Origin of the sequence: Burkholderia sp. DN3021, from assembly GCF_049805555.1 — a bacterium.
GTDB lineage: Bacteria > Pseudomonadota > Gammaproteobacteria > Burkholderiales > Burkholderiaceae > Burkholderia > Burkholderia pyrrocinia_C.
Genome location: NZ_JBNCAB010000043.1, coordinates 1 through 15,475, shown reverse-complemented (window position 1 = coordinate 15,475; position 15,475 = coordinate 1). Strand labels below are relative to the sequence as shown.

Sequence of the window (15,475 nt, the reverse complement as noted above, 5' to 3'; positions counted from 1 at the left end):
TGCGTGTTTATTGCGCGCGCAGCCGGTAGCCGCGCTGCGCCTTGCTGATGTTTTCGGGAGCGAGGCCCGGCAGCGCCTGCTGCAGTTCGGCGGCGAGCGTCGCGAGCGCCGCTTCCGGGCCGTCGATCAGTTCGAGTTCGATTTCGCTGATCGGTTCGCGGCGTGTTTCGTGGTCCGCCTGGACGACGATCTCGCCGAGGTCCACCGCGGCTTCGACGGTTGCGCCGCCGATTGCGATGCGCCACAGCGTACGCGAAAAATCCGTGCGGAACAGTGCGCGCAGCGCGCTCGCCGCGTCACGCAGCGCAGCGGCGGCTTCCGGCACGTCGCAGGCCGCGACGAGCGCATCGATCTCGAGCGCATCGCCGGCCACAGGCAGTTCCCATTCGTGGCGGCGATGCAGGCCGCCTTCCGCGCTGCCGACGGTCTTGAACGTCTGCAGCCAGCCTTGCGGCGCGCGGCGCACGCGCACCGCGCTCTTCGAGCGGGCCAGCGCCAGATCGGGCGTGTCGTAATAGACGTTCGCGAGCGTGATGTCGCGGCCGGGTTCGCCGGTCAGCGTCTCGAAGAAGCGCCGCGCGGCACCGGCCTGGCCGGCCGGCAGCGCGAGCTTGATTTCCTTTTCGATCGCCATCAGAAGAACATCCGTGCGAGCTCCTCGCCCGGCTGATCGGCGCGCATGAACGCTTCGCCGACGAGGAACGTGTTCACGTTCGCCGCGCGCATCGTGTCGACGTCGGTGCGCGACAGGATGCCCGATTCGGTCACGACGATCCGGTCCTGCGGAATCATGTCGAGCATGTCGAGCGTGGTCTGGATCGACGTCTCGAACGTGCGCAGGTTGCGGTTGTTGATGCCGAGCAGCGGCGTCTTGAGCGTCAGCGCCTGCTCCATCTCGTTGCGGTCGTGCACTTCGACCAGCACCGCGAGGCCGAGCGAGTGCGCGTATGCTTCGAGGTCCTGCATCAGCGGCGTGTCGAGTGCGGCGGCGATCAGCAGGATCGCGTCGGCGCCCATCGCGCGTGCTTCGAGGATCTGGTACGCGTCGACGATGAAGTCCTTGCGCAGCACCGGCAGCGTGCAGGCCGCGCGCGCCTCTTCGAGGTAGCGGACGCTGCCCTGGAAGAACTGCTCGTCGGTCAGCACCGACAGGCACGCGGCGCCGTGCGCCGCATACGAGCGCGCGATGTCGGCCGGCACGAAATGCTCGCGCAGCACGCCCTTCGACGGGCTTGCCTTCTTGATTTCGGCGATCACGGCAGCGTCGCCGGCCGCGTGCTTCGCACGCAGCGCGCCGACGAAGTCGCGCAGGTCGCGCGCGGATGCGTCCAGCTTCAGTGCCTCGAGCGGCGTGCTGCGCATGGCCGCCGCGACTTCTTCGCGCTTGACGGCGATGATTCGGTCGAGAATGTCGCTCATGTGGGTTCCTGCTTGAGTCGTAAGGGGAGTCAGCGCTTGAACTGCTGCGTGAAGCGCACGAGTTCGTCGACTTTCGCGCGTGCCTTGCCGCTCGCGATCGCTTCGCGGGCGAGCTGGATGCCGTCCGCGATCGATTCGGCGACGTTCGCCGCATAGAGCGCAGTACCCGAGTTTAGCGTGACGATCTCGCGGGCGACGCCCGGCTGGTTGTCCAGTGCGCCGAGCAGCAGCGTGCGCGATTCTTCGGCATTTTCCACCTTCAGCGTGCGGTTCGACACCATCTGCAGGCCGAAGTCTTCCGGATGGATCTCGTATTCGTGCACCTTGCCGTCGCGCAATTCGCCGACGAGCGTCGCGGCACCGAGCGACACCTCGTCCATCCCGTCCTTGCCGTATACGACGAGCACGTGCTGCGCGCCGAGGCGCTGCATCACGCGCACCTGGATGCCGACGAGGTCGGGGTGGAACACGCCCATCAACTGGTTCGGCGCGCCGGCCGGATTGGTCAGCGGGCCGAGGATGTTGAAGATCGTGCGCACGCCGAGCTCGCGGCGCACGGCCGCGATGTTCTTCATCGCCGGGTGATGGTTCGGCGCGAACATGAAGCCCATGCCCGTTTCGGCGATCGACGCGGCGACCTGGTCCGACTGCAGGTCGATGTTCACGCCGAGCGCCTCGAGCACGTCGGCGCTGCCTGACTTGCTCGACACGCCGCGGTTGCCGTGCTTCGCGACCTTTGCGCCGGCCGCCGCCGTGACGAACATCGACGCGGTCGAGATGTTGAACGTGTGCGAGCCGTCGCCGCCGGTGCCGACGATGTCGACGAAGTTCGAGTTGTCCTGCACGTCGACGTGGTTCGCGAATTCGCGCATCACGGTCGCGGCGGCGGCGATCTCGCCGATCGTCTCCTTCTTCACGCGCAGCCCGGTGATGATCGCGGCGGCCATCACGGGCGACATGTCGCCGCGCATGATGAGCCGCATCAGGTGCAGCATCTCGTCGTGGAAGATCTCGCGGTGTTCGATCGTGCGCTGCAGCGCTTCCTGCGGGGTAATCGTCATCATGAGGCTCCGGTCAGGCGGCTTGCGCGGCCGCGGCGCGGGCCTGCTTCAGGAAATTCTCGAGCAGCGCATGGCCGTGCTCGGACAGGATCGATTCCGGGTGGAACTGCACGCCCTCGACCGGCAGCGTCTTGTGGCGCACGCCCATGATTTCTCCGTCGTCGGTCCACGCGGACACCTCGAGGCAGTCGGGCAGCGATTCGCGCTCGATCGCGAGCGAATGATAGCGCGTGACGTCGAAATGCTTCGGCAGGTCGGCGAACACGCCGCGGCAGTCCGTTTCGATCCGGCTCACCTTGCCGTGCATGATGGTCTTCGCGCGCACGACGCGGCCGCCGAATGCTTCGCCGATCGCCTGGTGGCCGAGGCAGACGCCGAGAATCGGCTTCCTGCCCGAAAATTCGCGCAGCACGTCGAGCGTGATGCCCGCGTGCTGCGGGTTGCTCGGGCCCGGCGACAGGCAGATCGCGTCGGGATTCAGGCGCGCGATTTCGTCGAGCGTGATTTCGTCGTTGCGGTACGTGTGCACGTCCTCGCCCAGTTCGCCGAAGTACTGGACCAGGTTGTAGGTGAACGAGTCGTAGTTGTCGATCATGAGCAGCATGGTCAGTCTCCGGTCAGAAGTCGCTATCGAGGCCGTCCTGGACCTGTTCGGCCGCACGCAGCACCGCGCGCGCCTTGTTCTCGGTCTCTTGCCATTCGGATTCGGGCACCGAATCCGCGACGACGCCGGCCGCCGCTTGCACATACAAGTTGCCGTTGTGGATCAGGCCCGTGCGGATCGCGATCGCGAGATCCATCTCGCCCGAGAACGACAGGTAGCCCACCGCACCGCCGTACAGCCCGCGCTTGATCGGCTCGAGCTCGTCGATCAGTTCCATCGCGCGCACCTTCGGCGCACCGGACAGCGTGCCGGCCGGGAACGTCGCGCGCAGCACGTCGTAGTTCGTCATGCCGGGCTTCAGCTTGCCTTCGACCGAGCTGACGATGTGCTGCACGTGCGAGTACTTCTCGATGACCATCTTGTCGGTCACCTGCACCGAGCCGATCTCGGCGATGCGGCCGACGTCGTTGCGCGCGAGGTCGATCAGCATCACGTGCTCGGCGATCTCCTTCGGATCGTTGAGCAGCTCGGTCGCGAGTTCCGCGTCGCGCTCGGGCGTGTTGCCGCGCGGGCGCGTGCCGGCGAGCGGGCGAATCGTGACGATCTGGTCTTCGCCGCGCTTTTCCTGGCGCACGAGGATTTCCGGCGATGCGCCGACCACATGGAAATCGCCGAAGTTGTAGTAATACATGTACGGCGACGGATTCAGCGAACGCAGCGCGCGATACAGCGACAGCGGGTTGTCGCGATACGGCTTGGTCAGCCGCTGGCCGACCTGGATCTGCATCAGTTCGCCGGCCGCGATGTATTCCTTCGCCTGGCGCACGGCGGCCAGATAGTCTTCCTTCTTGAACTCGCGGAACGTCTCGGTACGCACGCTCGCCGACGTGACGGGCGGCTGCACGGTCGTGCGCAGGCGCTGCTTCAGTTCGCGCAGGCGCTGTTTCGCCTTCGCGTAGGCTTCCGGCTGGCCCGGGTCCGCGTAGATGATCAGGTACAGCTTGCCGGCGAGGTTGTCGATCACCGCGACTTCCTCGGTCAGCAGCAACTGGATGTCGGGCAGGCCGAGATCGTCGCGCGGCGCGGTGTTTGCGAGCTTCTTCTCGATGTAGCGCACCGCATCGTAGCCGAAGTAGCCGGCGAGACCGCCGCAGAAGCGCGGCAGGCCCGGACGCTGCGCCACCTTGAAGCGCGCCTGGAACGATTCGATGAATTGGAACGGGTCGCCGTCATGCGTCTCGACGACCTGGCCGTCGCGCACGACTTCCGACACGCCGTTGCGGGTGCGCACGAGCGTGCGGGCGGGCAGGCCGATGAACGAGTAGCGGCCGAAGCGTTCGCCGCCGACCACCGATTCGAGCAGGAACGAGTTGGCGCCCGCACGTTCGGGCTGGGCCAGCTTCAGGTAGAGGGACAGCGGCGTTTCGAGATCGGCGAGGGCTTCCGCGATCAGCGGGATACGGTTGTAGCCTTCGTTCGCGAGCGATTGGAATTCGAGTTCGGTCATGTTCCGGTCCTGTTCGGGACGAGCGGCGCGTGCGCCAGGGATCACTTGACGCTGCGCGGGTTGCCGTCGGCGAAAGGGCGGTCGATCGAGAAGTGCCTGTTGCCGGCCGGCACTCCGGGCGTGAACGTCGCGAGCCTGCGGCCGATCCTGAACGCAAGCGTTCGGACGCGGTGGAACTCGAGGTGGTGCGACGATCGGCGCGCGGATGCGCAGCGAGATAAAAAACGGCGCTGAAGACGTGCTTCAGCGTACCTCATCGAAGAGGTTAGCGCGACCAGCGACGCCAGGGCCAGGCTCCCCGGTCGATGCTGCTCAGACTCCGTTTTTTATTCAGAAACATGCGGATGGAAGAAATAATCAGATGGTTGGCCGGCCGGCGTTGTGCGCGGTGATCGCGCGGGCCGCGACCAGCAACGAATCGACTATACCATCCGAATTTATCGTTTGTATAGCTTTGCCGTGGTTATAGCCATACGGCACCGTCAGTGTCGCCATCCCGGCTGCGCGGCCCGCCAGCGCATCGTTTTCCGAGTCGCCGATCGCGACCGCCGCGTCCGGCGCGACGCCGAGTGCGTCGCAGGCCATCAGCATCGGCAGCGGGTCGGGCTTCTTGCGTGCGACGCTGTCGCCGCCGAGCACGATGCCGAAGCAATCGGCCAGCCCGTATTGTTCGAGCAGCTCGACCGCGAAGCGGTGCGGCTTGTTCGTCACGCACGCGAGCCGGATGCCGGCCGCGCGCAGCGCGTCGAGACCGGCGGCCACGTCCGGATAGAGGCGCGTATGGCGGCCGTTGATCTTCGCGTATTCGGTCTGGTAGATCGCCAGTGCGTCGTCGAAGCGCGCATGCGCCTCGCCGGCCGGGAAGCGCGGCTTCAGCACGCTCCGGATCAGGTGTTCGGAGCCCTTGCCGACGTAGCCGATCACTTCGTCGCGCGATGTGGCCGGCGCGTCGAGCCGCGCAAGCATCCCGTTCAGGCCGGCTGTGAAATCGTCGGCCGTGTCGACCATCGTGCCGTCGAGATCGATCAGCGCCGCGTCGATGCGCGGCGCGGCGAAGCGGATCGGGGCGGCGTTCGTTGCGGCCCCGGCCGGCGCACGGCCGGCGAGCGACGATTCGGCCACGGCGTCAGCTCCGCTCGACGGTGGCGAGCGCGGCGCGCATCTCGTCGATCACCTTGCGGTAGTCGGGCTTGCCGAAGATCGCCGAACCGGCGACGAAGGTGTCGGCGCCGGCCGCCGCGATTTCCGCGATGTTGTCGGTCTTCACGCCGCCGTCGACCTCGAGCAGGATCTCGCGGCCCGTACGCTCGGTGTACGCGTCGATACGTGCGCGTGCTTCGCGCAGCTTGTTCAGCGTTTCCGGAATGAACGACTGGCCGCCGAAGCCGGGGTTGACCGACATCAGCAGCACGAAGTCGAGGCGGTCCATCACGTGGTCGAGATAGTTCAGCGGCGTGGCCGGGTTGAATACGAGGCCGGCCTTGCAGCCGTGGTCGCGGATCAGCGACAGCGTGCGGTCGATATGATCGGAGCCTTCCGGGTGGAAGCTGATCAGGTTCGCACCGGCCTTCGCAAAATCGGGCACGATCCGGTCGACCGGGCGTACCATCAGGTGCACGTCGATCGGCACCTGCACGTGCGGGCGGATCGCTTCGCACACGAGCGGGCCGATCGTCAGGTTCGGCACATAATGGTTGTCCATCACGTCGAAGTGGATCCAGTCGGCGCCGGCGGCGACCACGTTGCGGACTTCTTCGCCGAGCCGTGCGAAATCGGCCGACAGGATGCTGGGAGCGATGCGGAATTGGGTCATGGCAGGGGGAGCGGGGACGTTGCGGCGCAAAACCGACATTCTACCGCCCGGCGGCCGGCTCGCGGCGGCAGGCCGTGCGGTTGCGGCCCGATTCCGCATCAAGCAGAATGCCGAACCAAAGCGGCGCGTCCGCGGCCCCGTCGCCCATGCCGGCACGGACAGTCACCCTCCAGTGGAAACACCATGAGTCAGTATCAGTTCACCGTTTCGGTGAAAACCAGCTACTTGCCGGAACAATCCGACCCCGATCGCCGTCAATACGCATTCGCGTACACGCTGACGATCCGCAACACGGGGCAGGTCGCGGCGCAGCTGATCGCGCGTCACTGGATCATCACGGACAGCGAGAGCCACGTGCAGGAAGTGAAGGGGCTCGGCGTCGTCGGGCACCAGCCGCTGCTGCAGCCGGGCGAGCAGTTCGAATACACGAGCTGGGCCGTGATCGCGACGCCGGTCGGTACGATGCGTGGCGCGTACTTCTGCGTGGCGGAGGACGGCGAGCGTTTCGAGGCGCCGGTCGACGAGTTTGCACTGCACATGCCGCGCACGCTGCATTGAGCGCGCGCGGAGCGCGTCAGCGCGGCTGGCGATCGTTGTTGCGGGCGTGCTTCTTTCTGCCCGACGACGTCCACACGACGATGAAGATCAGCAGGGCAAGCGCTACGAAGGCTTCGAGCGCGAAGATGAGCATCGGATATTGGTCGAGAAAATCTGACATGGCGGTTTCCATCAAGAACGGACATTGTATGTGGTTTGGGCCCCGGCTGGCCGGCTGGGTTGCGGCGGCCGCGGCGGCGGCGCTGCTGGCCGCGTGCGGCGGCGCGCCGACGCGAACGTCTGCGCTCAAGCCGCCGACCGGCGCGGCGATCGTGCCGGGGCAGGTTGCCGCGAAGCGGCTCACGCCGGTTGCGTGGCAGCAGGTGCCGGGCTGGCAGGACGATTCGCTGCTCGGCGCGACGGCCGCGCTGCGGCAGAACTGCGCGCGGCTCGCGCGCCAGCCGGCCTGGCAGCGCGCTTGCGCGGCCGCCGACCGGCTCGACGAGCTCGATGTCAGCAGCGCACGCACCTTCTTCGAAACGTATTTCACGCCGTTCCAGCTCGCGAACACCGACGGCACGCTCGACGGGCTCGTGACCGGCTATTACGAGCCGCTGCTGCATGGCTCGCGCGTGCGCCGCGGCCCGTATCAATACGCGCTCTATCGCTGGCCGGCCGGTTATCGCCCGGGCGCCGCGCTGCCTGCGCGCGCGCAGCTCGAGCGTGCGGGCATCCTGAACGGCAACGAACTCGTGTGGGTCGACGATCCGATCGAGGCGTTCTTCCTGCAGGTGCAGGGCTCGGGGCGCGTGCTGCTCGACGATGGTTCGGTGATGCGGGTCGGCTTCGGCGGTACCAACAACCAGCCGTACCGCTCGATCGGCAAGTGGTTGCTCGATCGCGGCGAGCTGACGCCTGCACAAGCGACGATGCAGGGCATCAAGGCGTGGGCGAAGGCGAATCCGAACCGCGTCGACGCGTTGCTCGACACGAATCCGCGGTTCGTGTTCTTCCGCGACATGCCGAGCAAGGAAGACGCGCCGCACGGCGGCGCGGACGGCCCGATCGGCGCGCTCGGCGTGCCGCTGACGGCGGAGCGTTCGATCGCGGTCGATCCGTCGTCGATCCCGCTCGGCACGCCCGTGTTCCTGCAGACCACGCGCCCGCTGACGAATACGCCGATGAACCGGCTCGTGTTCGCGCAGGATACGGGCTCCGCGATCAAGGGCGGCGTGCGGGCCGACTATTTCTGGGGACTCGGCGACGACGCAGGCGACCAGGCCGGCCGGATGAAGCAGGTCGGCCGGATGTGGCTGCTGTTCCCGAATTCGTGACGTAAGGCGGCATCGGCTGCTCGGGAGCCGCCCGCGCATGAGGCGGGGTATTCGTGGGCGCGACGGTGCGCGTGGAGTGCGTCGGTTTGAGAGCGGTGTACCCGTGTGGGTTCAGTTCGTGTGATGCGCCTGTCGCGTTGAACGACGTCGCGGAACACAATAAATAGCCCGATTGGCGTTGGCCGATCGGGCTGTTTCGTTTGTTGCGCAACGGGATTGCCTCTCCGCGCGACGCACGCGCAGCGTCTGCCGTCAGCCCTTGCGCTTGTCGACGACGCGGCGTGCCTTGCCGACCGAGCGCTCGATCCCGTTCACGGGCAGCACGTTGATCACGGCCGTCACGCCGATCAGCGACTTGATGTCATGCGCGAGCGCCTGTTTCGCCGCGTGGATCGCCGCCGTATCCGGAGCGGTGTCGGGACAGGGCTCGACGTTGAGCGTCAGCACGTCGAGCGGGCCTTCCTTCGTCAGTACGATCTGATAGTGCGGTGCGAGCGCGCGCTGCTTGAGCAACTGTTCCTCGATTTGCGTCGGGAACACGTTGACGCCACGCACGATCATCATGTCGTCCGAGCGGCCGGTGATCTTTTCCATCCGGCGCATCGTGCGAGCGGTGCCGGGTAGCAGGCGCGTGAGGTCGCGTGTCCGGTAGCGGATGATCGGCAGCGCCTCCTTCGTCAGCGACGTGAACACGAGCTCGCCGAATTCGCCGTCCGGCAGCACTTCGCCGGTTTCCGGATCGATGATTTCCGGATAGAAGTGATCTTCCCAGATGGTCGGGCCGTCCTTGGTCTCGACGCATTCGGACGCGACGCCGGGGCCCATCACTTCGGACAGCCCGTAGATGTCGACCGCGTCGATGCCCATCCGCTGCTCGATCGCGACGCGCATGTCGTTGGTCCATGGCTCCGCGCCGAAGATGCCGATGCGCAGCGAGCTTTGCACGGGATCGAGGCCCTGGCGCTCGATTTCGTCGGCGATCGACAACATGTAGCTCGGCGTCACCATGATGATGTCGGGCCGGAAATCCTGGATCAGTTGTACCTGCTTCTCGGTCTGGCCGCCGCCGAACGGGATCACGGTCAATCCTGCACGTTCGGCGCCGTAGTGCGCGCCGAGCCCGCCGGTGAACAAGCCGTACCCGTAGCTGACGTGTACCTTGTCGCCGCGACGTGCGCCGGCGGCGCGGATCGAGCGCGCGACGAGATTCGCCCACGTGTCGATGTCGCCGGCCGTATAGCCGACGACCGTCGGCTTGCCGGTCGTGCCCGATGACGCGTGGATGCGCGAGATCTGGTCCTGCGGCACGGCGAACATCCCGAACGGGTAACTGTCACGCAGGTCGCCTTTCGTCGTGAACGGGAAGCGCGACAGGTCGGCGAGCGTTTTCAGGTCGTCGGGATGCATGCCCGCGTCGTCGAATTTGCGACGATAGACGGGAGAGTGGTCATACGCATGCCGGAGCGACCACTTGAGGCGTTCGAGCTGCAGCGCGGTCAGCTCGTCGCGTGAGGCGGTCTCGATCGGCTCGAGCGGTAGCGAGGTAGTCATGCATGTCTCCAGTGTTTGTTATGTGCGAGCCGTTGACGTCAGCGGTCTTCCGGGATGACCGTGCCCTTGATCTGGGCGGATTTGCCGCGAAACATCGCGACCGTTTCGCCTGTCTGGTTCGTGACGCGGATGTCGTAGATGCCGTGGCGGCCGGCGCGCGCCTGTTCGATCGCCTCGGCCGTCAGCACGTCGTCGCCGTGCACGGCGCGCAGGAATTCGATCGAGCAGCCGGCAGCGACCGTATTCAGGTTGTACGAGTTGCACGCGAACGCGAACGTCGAATCGGCGAGCGTAAAGATGATCCCGCCGTGGCAGGTCCGATGCCCGTTCAGGAATTCGGGCCGCACGCGCATCTGCAGGCGTGCGTAGCCGGCGCGTACTTCCGCGATTTCCATGCCGAATGCGCGGCTGCATGCGTCGGCGTCGTACATGGCCTGTGCGGTGGCGCGGGCGAGCGAATCGGGATCGAGCGTGGCGGTGGCGGCCGTCATGTCAACGCCCCTCGAAGCGTGGAGCACGCTTCTCGACGAATGCCTTCACGCCTTCCGCATAGTCGAGCGACTGGCCCAGCTTGCGCTGCATGTCGCGTTCCAGGTCGAGCTGCTGGTCGAGCGTGTTCGTGACGCTGTCGCGCATCGATTGCTTGATCGATGCGATCGCGAGCGTCGGCTGCTGCGCGAGCTGGGTCGCGAGCTGGCGGGCCGACGTGGCGAGTGCGTCGTCGTCGACCGCACGCCAGATCAGGCCCCACTGTTCGGCCTGTTCGGCGCCGAGCTTGTCGCCGGTCAGCGCGAGCCCCAGCGCACGTGCCATGCCGACGCGTTGCGGCAGGAACCACGTGCCGCCTGAATCGGGTACGAGCCCGATCTTGACGAAGGCCTGGATGAAACTGCTCGAGCGGGCGGCGAACACGAGATCGCATGCGAGCGCGAGATTCGCGCCGGCGCCGGCCGCCGTGCCGTTGACGGCGGCGATCACCGGCAGCGGCAGACGCTGCAGGCGGCGGATCAGCGGATTGAAATGCTCGTCGATCAGCGTGCCGAGGTCGGTGGACGCGCCCGGCGTGAAGTCGAGGTCGGCGAGGTCCTGGCCCGCGCAGAAGCCGCGCCCCGCACCCGTCAGAATCAGCGCGCGTGCGCCGGCCGCTTCGACTTCATCGAGAGCCGACTGCAGTTCGCGATGCATCGCCCGCGTGAAGCTGTTCAGCTTGTCGGGGCGGTTGAGGGTGATCGTGGCCACGCGCGCGGCCTGATCGATATCCAGCTGAATCGCTTGGTAGGACATGCAGTGTCTCCTTCATGACTTCGTTATAGGCGCGCGGCGTGTCGGTTACACGCGTTCGATCGCGAGTGCGATGCCTTGGCCGACGCCGATGCACATCGTACAGAGCGCAAAGCGGCCGCCCGTACGCTCGAGTTGATGGAGCGCCGTGGTCACGAGCCGGGCCCCCGATGCGCCGAGCGGATGGCCCAGCGCGATCGCGCCGCCGTTCGGGTTCACGCGCGGATCGTCGTCGGCGACGCCGAGCATGCGCAGTACCGCGAGACCCTGCGACGCAAACGCCTCGTTCAACTCGATCACGTCGAACTGGTCGATGGTCATGCCGAGCTGGCGCAGCAGTTTCTGCGTGGCCGGCGCGGGGCCGATGCCCATCACGCGCGGCTCGACGCCTGCCGTCGCCATGCCGATGACGCGCGAGCGGCGGCGCAGGCCGTACTGATCGGCTGCCTGTGCATTGGCGAGCAGCAGCGCGCACGCGCCGTCGTTGACGCCCGATGCATTGCCGGCCGTCACCGAGCCGTCCGGGCGCACGACGCCCTTCAGCTTCGCGAGTGCTTCGAGCGACGTCTCGCGCGGATGTTCGTCGCGCGACACGACCACCGGATCGCCCTTCTTCTGCGCAATCGTGACGGCGACGATTTCCTCGGCGAGCGTGCCGTCCTGCTGCGCACGCGCGGCCTTTTGCTGGCTGCGCAACGCGAACAGGTCCTGGTCGGCACGGCTGATGTTGTAGTCGACCGCGACGTTCTCGGCCGTCTCCGGCATCGAATCGACGCCGTGAAGCTGTTTCATCAGCGGATTGACGAAGCGCCAGCCGATCGTCGTATCGTAGATGTCGGCCTGGCGTGCGAACGCGCTCGCGGCCTTGCCCATCACGAACGGCGCGCGCGTCATGCTCTCGACGCCGCCGGCGATCATCAGGCGCGCTTCGCCCGACTTGATCGCGCGCGCGGCCGTGCCGACCGCGTCCATCCCGGAGCCGCACAGCCGGTTCAGCGTCGTACCCGGCACGGCGGTCGGCAGGCCCGCGAGCAGCGCCGACATGCGCGCGACGTTGCGGTTGTCTTCGCCTGCCTGGTTCGCGCAGCCGTAGATCACGTCGTCGATCGCCGTCCAGTCGACGTGGCGATTGCGCTCGATCAGCGCCTTGAGCGGCACCGCGCCGAGATCATCGGCACGGACATCTTTCAGGGCGCCGCCGTAGCGGCCGATGGGGGTGCGAATCGCGTCGCAGATGTAGGCGTCTGTCATGGGCGTATCGATGGGCAACGAACCCGCCGGGTGGCGGATTCGTTCATGGTAGAGAACGTGGCGGCGTTTGCACGTCCGCCATTCGGGTTATGCCGTTTGGCCAGCTTCCGCGGGTACCGCCTTCGGGGCAACATGGACGCGGCTTTGCACCACGCGGAACCGGTTGGCGACGAACGCCGGGTCGGCCAGCGCCGCGTTGGCAGCCGGGTTGGCTCCCGTGCCGTGGAAATCGGAGAACGCGGCCGACTGGTTGACGAACACGCCGCCCGTCAGATTGATCGACAGCGCGACACCGCCGCGCACCGCTGCGTCGTGGGCGGCGTCGACGATTGCGTCGTCGGTGCTGTAGACGGAGAAGGTCAGCGCGCCATGTTCCGCCGCGATTTCACCGGCGAGATCGAGCGACTGCGCGGTCGAGTCGGTCGCGATCACGAACGAGATCGGGCCGAACCACTCCTGCGTGAATTTCTCGCGATCGGTCACGTCGAGTTGCAGCACGAGCGGTGTGCGCACGCGGGCATCGGGGAACGCGGGGTGCTGAAGGGCCACGCTGTCGGCGAGTACGCGGCCTAGCTGGCGGGCGTCCTCGATACGTGCGGTCACGCCGTCGTTCTGAATTGCGCCGATCAGTTCGACCGAGCGTGCCGGGTCTCCGGTGAGTTTTTGCACGGCAACCGCGATGGCTTGCGCGACTTCGTCGAAGCTCGCATGGCCGTCCGCCGTCCGGATGCCGTCGCGCGGCACATAGATGTTCTGCGGCGCCGTGCACATCTGGCCGGAGTACAGCGCCAGCGAGAACGCGATGTTCTTGGCTGCGGCCTTCAGGTCGTCGGTCGAGTCGATCACGATCTGGTTGACGCCGGCCTTCTCGGTGTAGACCTGTGCCTGGTGGGCATGGCGTTCGAGCCACGTGCCGTTCTGCGTGCTGCCCGTGAAGTCGATCAGCTTGATCTCGGGGCGCAGCGCGAGGTCCTGAACGAGGGCGCCGTCGTTGGGCTCGGTCGCAAGGAGCGTGACGACGTTCGGATCGAACCCGGCTTCGCGCAGCACGTCGCGGGCGATCCGGACCGTGATTGTGAGCGGCAGGATCGCACCCGGATGCGGTTTGACGATTACGGTGTTACCGGTTGCCAGATCGGCGAACAGGCCCGGGTAGCCGTTCCAGGTCGGGAACGTGCAGCAGCCGAGCACGAGTCCCGTGCCGCGCGGGACGATCGTGTAGCGCTTGTGCATCGCGAGCGGCGGGTTCTTGCCTTGCGGCTTTTCCCAGTGCGCATCGGCCGGGATGCGGCGCAGTTCGTCCCATGCATAGGCAACAGCCTCGAGTGCACGATCCTGCGCGTGCGGGCCGCCGGCCTGGAACGCCATCATGAATGCCTGCCCCGTGGTGTGCATCACGCTATAGGCGATCTCGAAACTCGCGCGGTTCAGGCGCGCGAGGATTTCGAGGCTGACGCCGATCCAGGCGCTGGGGCCGGCTTCGCGCCACGTGCGTTGCGCGGCGGCTGCGGCGGCGATCAGTGCGTCGGGCGTCGACTTCGGATACCGGATGCCCAGTGCGATGCCGTACGGCGATCGCTCCGCGCCGACCGTTTCGCCGGACGCCGGCTGGTCGAGCGCGAACGTCTTGTCGAGGTGCGACTTGAAAGCTGCTTCGCCGTCTGCGTTCGCGCTTTCCCCGTACACTTTGGGACTCGGCATTTCGACGAACGGGCTCCAGTACCCGCGGCTCTCGATGGCGGCGAGTGCGTGCTTCAACGTGTCTTCGTGCTTCGTGAACAGTGCATGGGTCATGGCGGCGGCCTGATGGACGATGAGAGGGGTTGGATCGATTAATTAACCGACCGGTTGGTCGGAGAATGTTAGCATCAAACTATTCGCATGTGCGAGGCGTTTCTCATTTCATTGATCGAGGAGAAATAGATGGCTTACGAGAACATCCTGGCGGAGACCCGGGGGCGTGTCGGGCTGGTTACGCTGAACCGTCCGAAGGCGCTGAACGCGCTGAACGATGCGTTGATGGATGAGTTGGGCGATGCACTGAAGGCGTTCGATGCGGACGACGGCATCGGCGCGATCGTCGTGACGGGGAGCGAGAAGGCGTTCGCAGCCGGCGCGGACATCGGCATGATGGCGACCTATTCCTATATGGATGTTTACCGGGGCGACTACATTACGCGCAACTGGGAGACGGTCCGTCAGATCCGCAAGCCGATCATTGCCGCGGTGTCGGGCTTTGCGCTGGGCGGCGGCTGCGAGCTCGCGATGATGTGCGACATCATCTTCGCGGCGGACACGGCCAAGTTCGGCCAGCCGGAGATCAAGCTGGGCATCATGCCGGGCGCGGGCGGCACGCAGCGTCTGCCGCGCGCGGTGTCGAAGGCGAAGGCGATGGACATGTGCCTGACCGCGCGCTTCATGGACGCCGCCGAAGCGGAGCGAGCAGGGCTCGTGTCGCGCGTGCTGCCGGCCGACAAGCTGCTCGACGAGGCGATTGCGGCCGCGGCGACGATTGCCGAGTTCTCGCTGCCGGCGGTCATGATGGTCAAGGAGTCGGTGAACCGCGCGTATGAGACGACGCTGGCAGAGGGTGTCCACTTCGAGCGCCGGCTGTTCCATTCGCTGTTTGCGACTGAGGACCAGAAGGAAGGGATGGCGGCATTCGTCGAGAAACGGAAGCCCGAGTTCAAGAACCGCTGAGTGGGCTGCGCCGCGACAGGTGTCTGGCGACTGGTTGGCGCTGGTTGCTGCGCGGTCGCCCGACCCGTCGAGCCCCAAGCCACCGTGCGCGATAGCGCACGGTGGCTTTTTCAAAATAATTTCACAAAGGGGCTTGCGCGAAGGGGGCGAGGTGCATAGAATCACGCCTCTTTCGCGCTAACGGAAACGCGGCGCGGGAGAGGGGAAGCGAAGTCGGTGGTGTGCAGCGGGTTGGGCGCACGGCTGGCGCAGGAAGATGGACCCCGCGTCGCAACGAAGTGGTTAAAAAGTTGTTGACGAGCTGCGAAACACGGTTCATAATCTCACTTCTCTGCTGCTGAAAACGCAGCGCTGCTGAGAAGCGCGAAGTTTCTCGCAGAAATGCTCTTTAAAAATTAACAGCCGATAAGTGTGGGC

15 protein-coding genes are annotated in these 15,475 nt (G+C 66.2%); 3 read left to right on the top strand and 12 right to left on the bottom strand.

Annotated elements, in window-relative coordinates; genetic code table 11:
• Positions 1-7 precede the first annotated feature (7 nt).
• The 7 genes from ACPUER_RS20980 to rpe form a co-directional block, all read right to left on the bottom strand.
• Positions 8-634, bottom strand: a complete 627-nt coding sequence (locus ACPUER_RS20980) for a CYTH domain-containing protein (protein ID WP_175963158.1) — start codon at positions 632-634, stop codon at positions 8-10.
• Positions 634-1,419, bottom strand: coding sequence for an indole-3-glycerol phosphate synthase TrpC (gene trpC, locus ACPUER_RS20975; RefSeq protein ID WP_175963157.1), 786 nt, complete (start codon positions 1,417-1,419; stop codon positions 634-636). Before trpC ends, ACPUER_RS20980 begins: the two co-directional genes overlap by 1 nt.
• Positions 1,420-1,448: 29 nt before the next feature.
• Complete coding sequence (gene trpD / locus ACPUER_RS20970; protein WP_425132025.1) at positions 1,449-2,480, bottom strand: anthranilate phosphoribosyltransferase; 1,032 nt, start codon at positions 2,478-2,480, stop codon at positions 1,449-1,451.
• Between the two features lie 13 nt (positions 2,481-2,493).
• Positions 2,494-3,084 (bottom strand): aminodeoxychorismate/anthranilate synthase component II, encoded by a 591-nt coding sequence (locus tag ACPUER_RS20965; protein ID WP_072443047.1) that lies wholly within the window; start codon positions 3,082-3,084, stop codon positions 2,494-2,496.
• Between the two features lie 13 nt (positions 3,085-3,097).
• A complete protein-coding gene (trpE, locus tag ACPUER_RS20960; RefSeq protein ID WP_105392259.1) occupies positions 3,098-4,591 on the bottom strand; it encodes an anthranilate synthase component I in 1,494 nt (497 codons plus the stop codon).
• Positions 4,592-4,948: 357 nt separating this feature from the next.
• Positions 4,949-5,713 (bottom strand): phosphoglycolate phosphatase, encoded by a 765-nt coding sequence (locus ACPUER_RS20955; RefSeq protein ID WP_425132013.1) that lies wholly within the window; start codon positions 5,711-5,713, stop codon positions 4,949-4,951.
• A 4-nt stretch (positions 5,714-5,717) separates the two neighbouring features.
• Positions 5,718-6,404 (bottom strand): ribulose-phosphate 3-epimerase, encoded by a 687-nt coding sequence (gene rpe / locus ACPUER_RS20950; RefSeq protein WP_011883156.1) that lies wholly within the window; start codon positions 6,402-6,404, stop codon positions 5,718-5,720.
• Between the two features lie 183 nt (positions 6,405-6,587).
• On the opposite strand from rpe, the gene apaG reads away from it, so the two are divergent.
• Complete coding sequence (gene apaG / locus ACPUER_RS20945) at positions 6,588-6,962, top strand: Co2+/Mg2+ efflux protein ApaG (protein WP_083534227.1); 375 nt, start codon at positions 6,588-6,590, stop codon at positions 6,960-6,962.
• 80 nt (positions 6,963-7,042) lie between these two features.
• Positions 7,043-8,275, top strand: a complete 1,233-nt coding sequence (locus ACPUER_RS20940) for an MltA domain-containing protein (protein WP_175963155.1) — start codon at positions 7,043-7,045, stop codon at positions 8,273-8,275.
• 252 nt (positions 8,276-8,527) lie between these two features.
• Here ACPUER_RS20940 and paaK read toward each other — a convergent pair whose 3' ends face one another.
• The 5 genes from paaK to paaN form a co-directional block, all read right to left on the bottom strand.
• Complete coding sequence (gene paaK / locus ACPUER_RS20935; protein ID WP_425132012.1) at positions 8,528-9,826, bottom strand: phenylacetate--CoA ligase PaaK; 1,299 nt, start codon at positions 9,824-9,826, stop codon at positions 8,528-8,530.
• Positions 9,827-9,864: 38 nt separating this feature from the next.
• The gene (gene paaI, locus ACPUER_RS20930; protein ID WP_175963153.1) at positions 9,865-10,317 is read right to left on the bottom strand and encodes a hydroxyphenylacetyl-CoA thioesterase PaaI; all 453 of its coding nucleotides are present in this window, start codon (positions 10,315-10,317) and stop codon (positions 9,865-9,867) included.
• A 1-nt stretch (position 10,318) separates the two neighbouring features.
• Positions 10,319-11,110 (bottom strand): 2-(1,2-epoxy-1,2-dihydrophenyl)acetyl-CoA isomerase PaaG, encoded by a 792-nt coding sequence (gene paaG, locus ACPUER_RS20925; RefSeq protein WP_425132011.1) that lies wholly within the window; start codon positions 11,108-11,110, stop codon positions 10,319-10,321.
• Positions 11,111-11,155: 45 nt separating this feature from the next.
• Positions 11,156-12,358 (bottom strand): 3-oxoadipyl-CoA thiolase, encoded by a 1,203-nt coding sequence (gene pcaF, locus ACPUER_RS20920; RefSeq protein WP_425132010.1) that lies wholly within the window; start codon positions 12,356-12,358, stop codon positions 11,156-11,158.
• An 87-nt stretch (positions 12,359-12,445) separates the two neighbouring features.
• Positions 12,446-14,152: a phenylacetic acid degradation protein PaaN gene (paaN, locus tag ACPUER_RS20915; protein WP_425132009.1), complete on the bottom strand. Its 1,707-nt coding sequence runs from the start codon at positions 14,150-14,152 to the stop codon at positions 12,446-12,448.
• Positions 14,153-14,281: 129 nt separating this feature from the next.
• Between paaN and ACPUER_RS20910 the strand changes: the two genes are divergently transcribed.
• Entirely contained in the window at positions 14,282-15,058 is a 777-nt protein-coding gene (locus ACPUER_RS20910) for an enoyl-CoA hydratase (RefSeq protein WP_175963149.1), read from the top strand.
• The last annotated feature ends 417 nt before the right edge of the window (positions 15,059-15,475 follow it).

What these genes read in the sequence shown, in the direction of transcription:
- ACPUER_RS20980 (WP_175963158.1), bottom strand. Translation starts at nt 634, where the DNA reads ATGGCGATCGAAAAGGAAATCAAGCTCGCGCTGCCGGCCGGCCAGGCC.
- paaN (WP_425132009.1), bottom strand. Translation starts at nt 14,152, where the DNA reads ATGACCCATGCACTGTTCACGAAGCACGAAGACACGTTGAAGCACGCA.
- ACPUER_RS20965 (WP_072443047.1), bottom strand. Translation starts at nt 3,084, where the DNA reads ATGCTGCTCATGATCGACAACTACGACTCGTTCACCTACAACCTGGTC.
- paaK (WP_425132012.1), bottom strand. Translation starts at nt 9,826, where the DNA reads ATGACTACCTCGCTACCGCTCGAGCCGATCGAGACCGCCTCACGCGAC.
- trpD (WP_425132025.1), bottom strand. Translation starts at nt 2,480, where the DNA reads ATGACGATTACCCCGCAGGAAGCGCTGCAGCGCACGATCGAACACCGC.
- paaI (WP_175963153.1), bottom strand. Translation starts at nt 10,317, where the DNA reads ATGACGGCCGCCACCGCCACGCTCGATCCCGATTCGCTCGCCCGCGCC.
- trpC (WP_175963157.1), bottom strand. Translation starts at nt 1,419, where the DNA reads ATGAGCGACATTCTCGACCGAATCATCGCCGTCAAGCGCGAAGAAGTC.
- paaG (WP_425132011.1), bottom strand. Translation starts at nt 11,110, where the DNA reads ATGTCCTACCAAGCGATTCAGCTGGATATCGATCAGGCCGCGCGCGTG.
- ACPUER_RS20910 (WP_175963149.1), top strand. Translation starts at nt 14,282, where the DNA reads ATGGCTTACGAGAACATCCTGGCGGAGACCCGGGGGCGTGTCGGGCTG.
- apaG (WP_083534227.1), top strand. Translation starts at nt 6,588, where the DNA reads ATGAGTCAGTATCAGTTCACCGTTTCGGTGAAAACCAGCTACTTGCCG.
- ACPUER_RS20940 (WP_175963155.1), top strand. Translation starts at nt 7,043, where the DNA reads ATGAAGATCAGCAGGGCAAGCGCTACGAAGGCTTCGAGCGCGAAGATG.
- trpE (WP_105392259.1), bottom strand. Translation starts at nt 4,591, where the DNA reads ATGACCGAACTCGAATTCCAATCGCTCGCGAACGAAGGCTACAACCGT.
- rpe (WP_011883156.1), bottom strand. Translation starts at nt 6,404, where the DNA reads ATGACCCAATTCCGCATCGCTCCCAGCATCCTGTCGGCCGATTTCGCA.
- pcaF (WP_425132010.1), bottom strand. Translation starts at nt 12,358, where the DNA reads ATGACAGACGCCTACATCTGCGACGCGATTCGCACCCCCATCGGCCGC.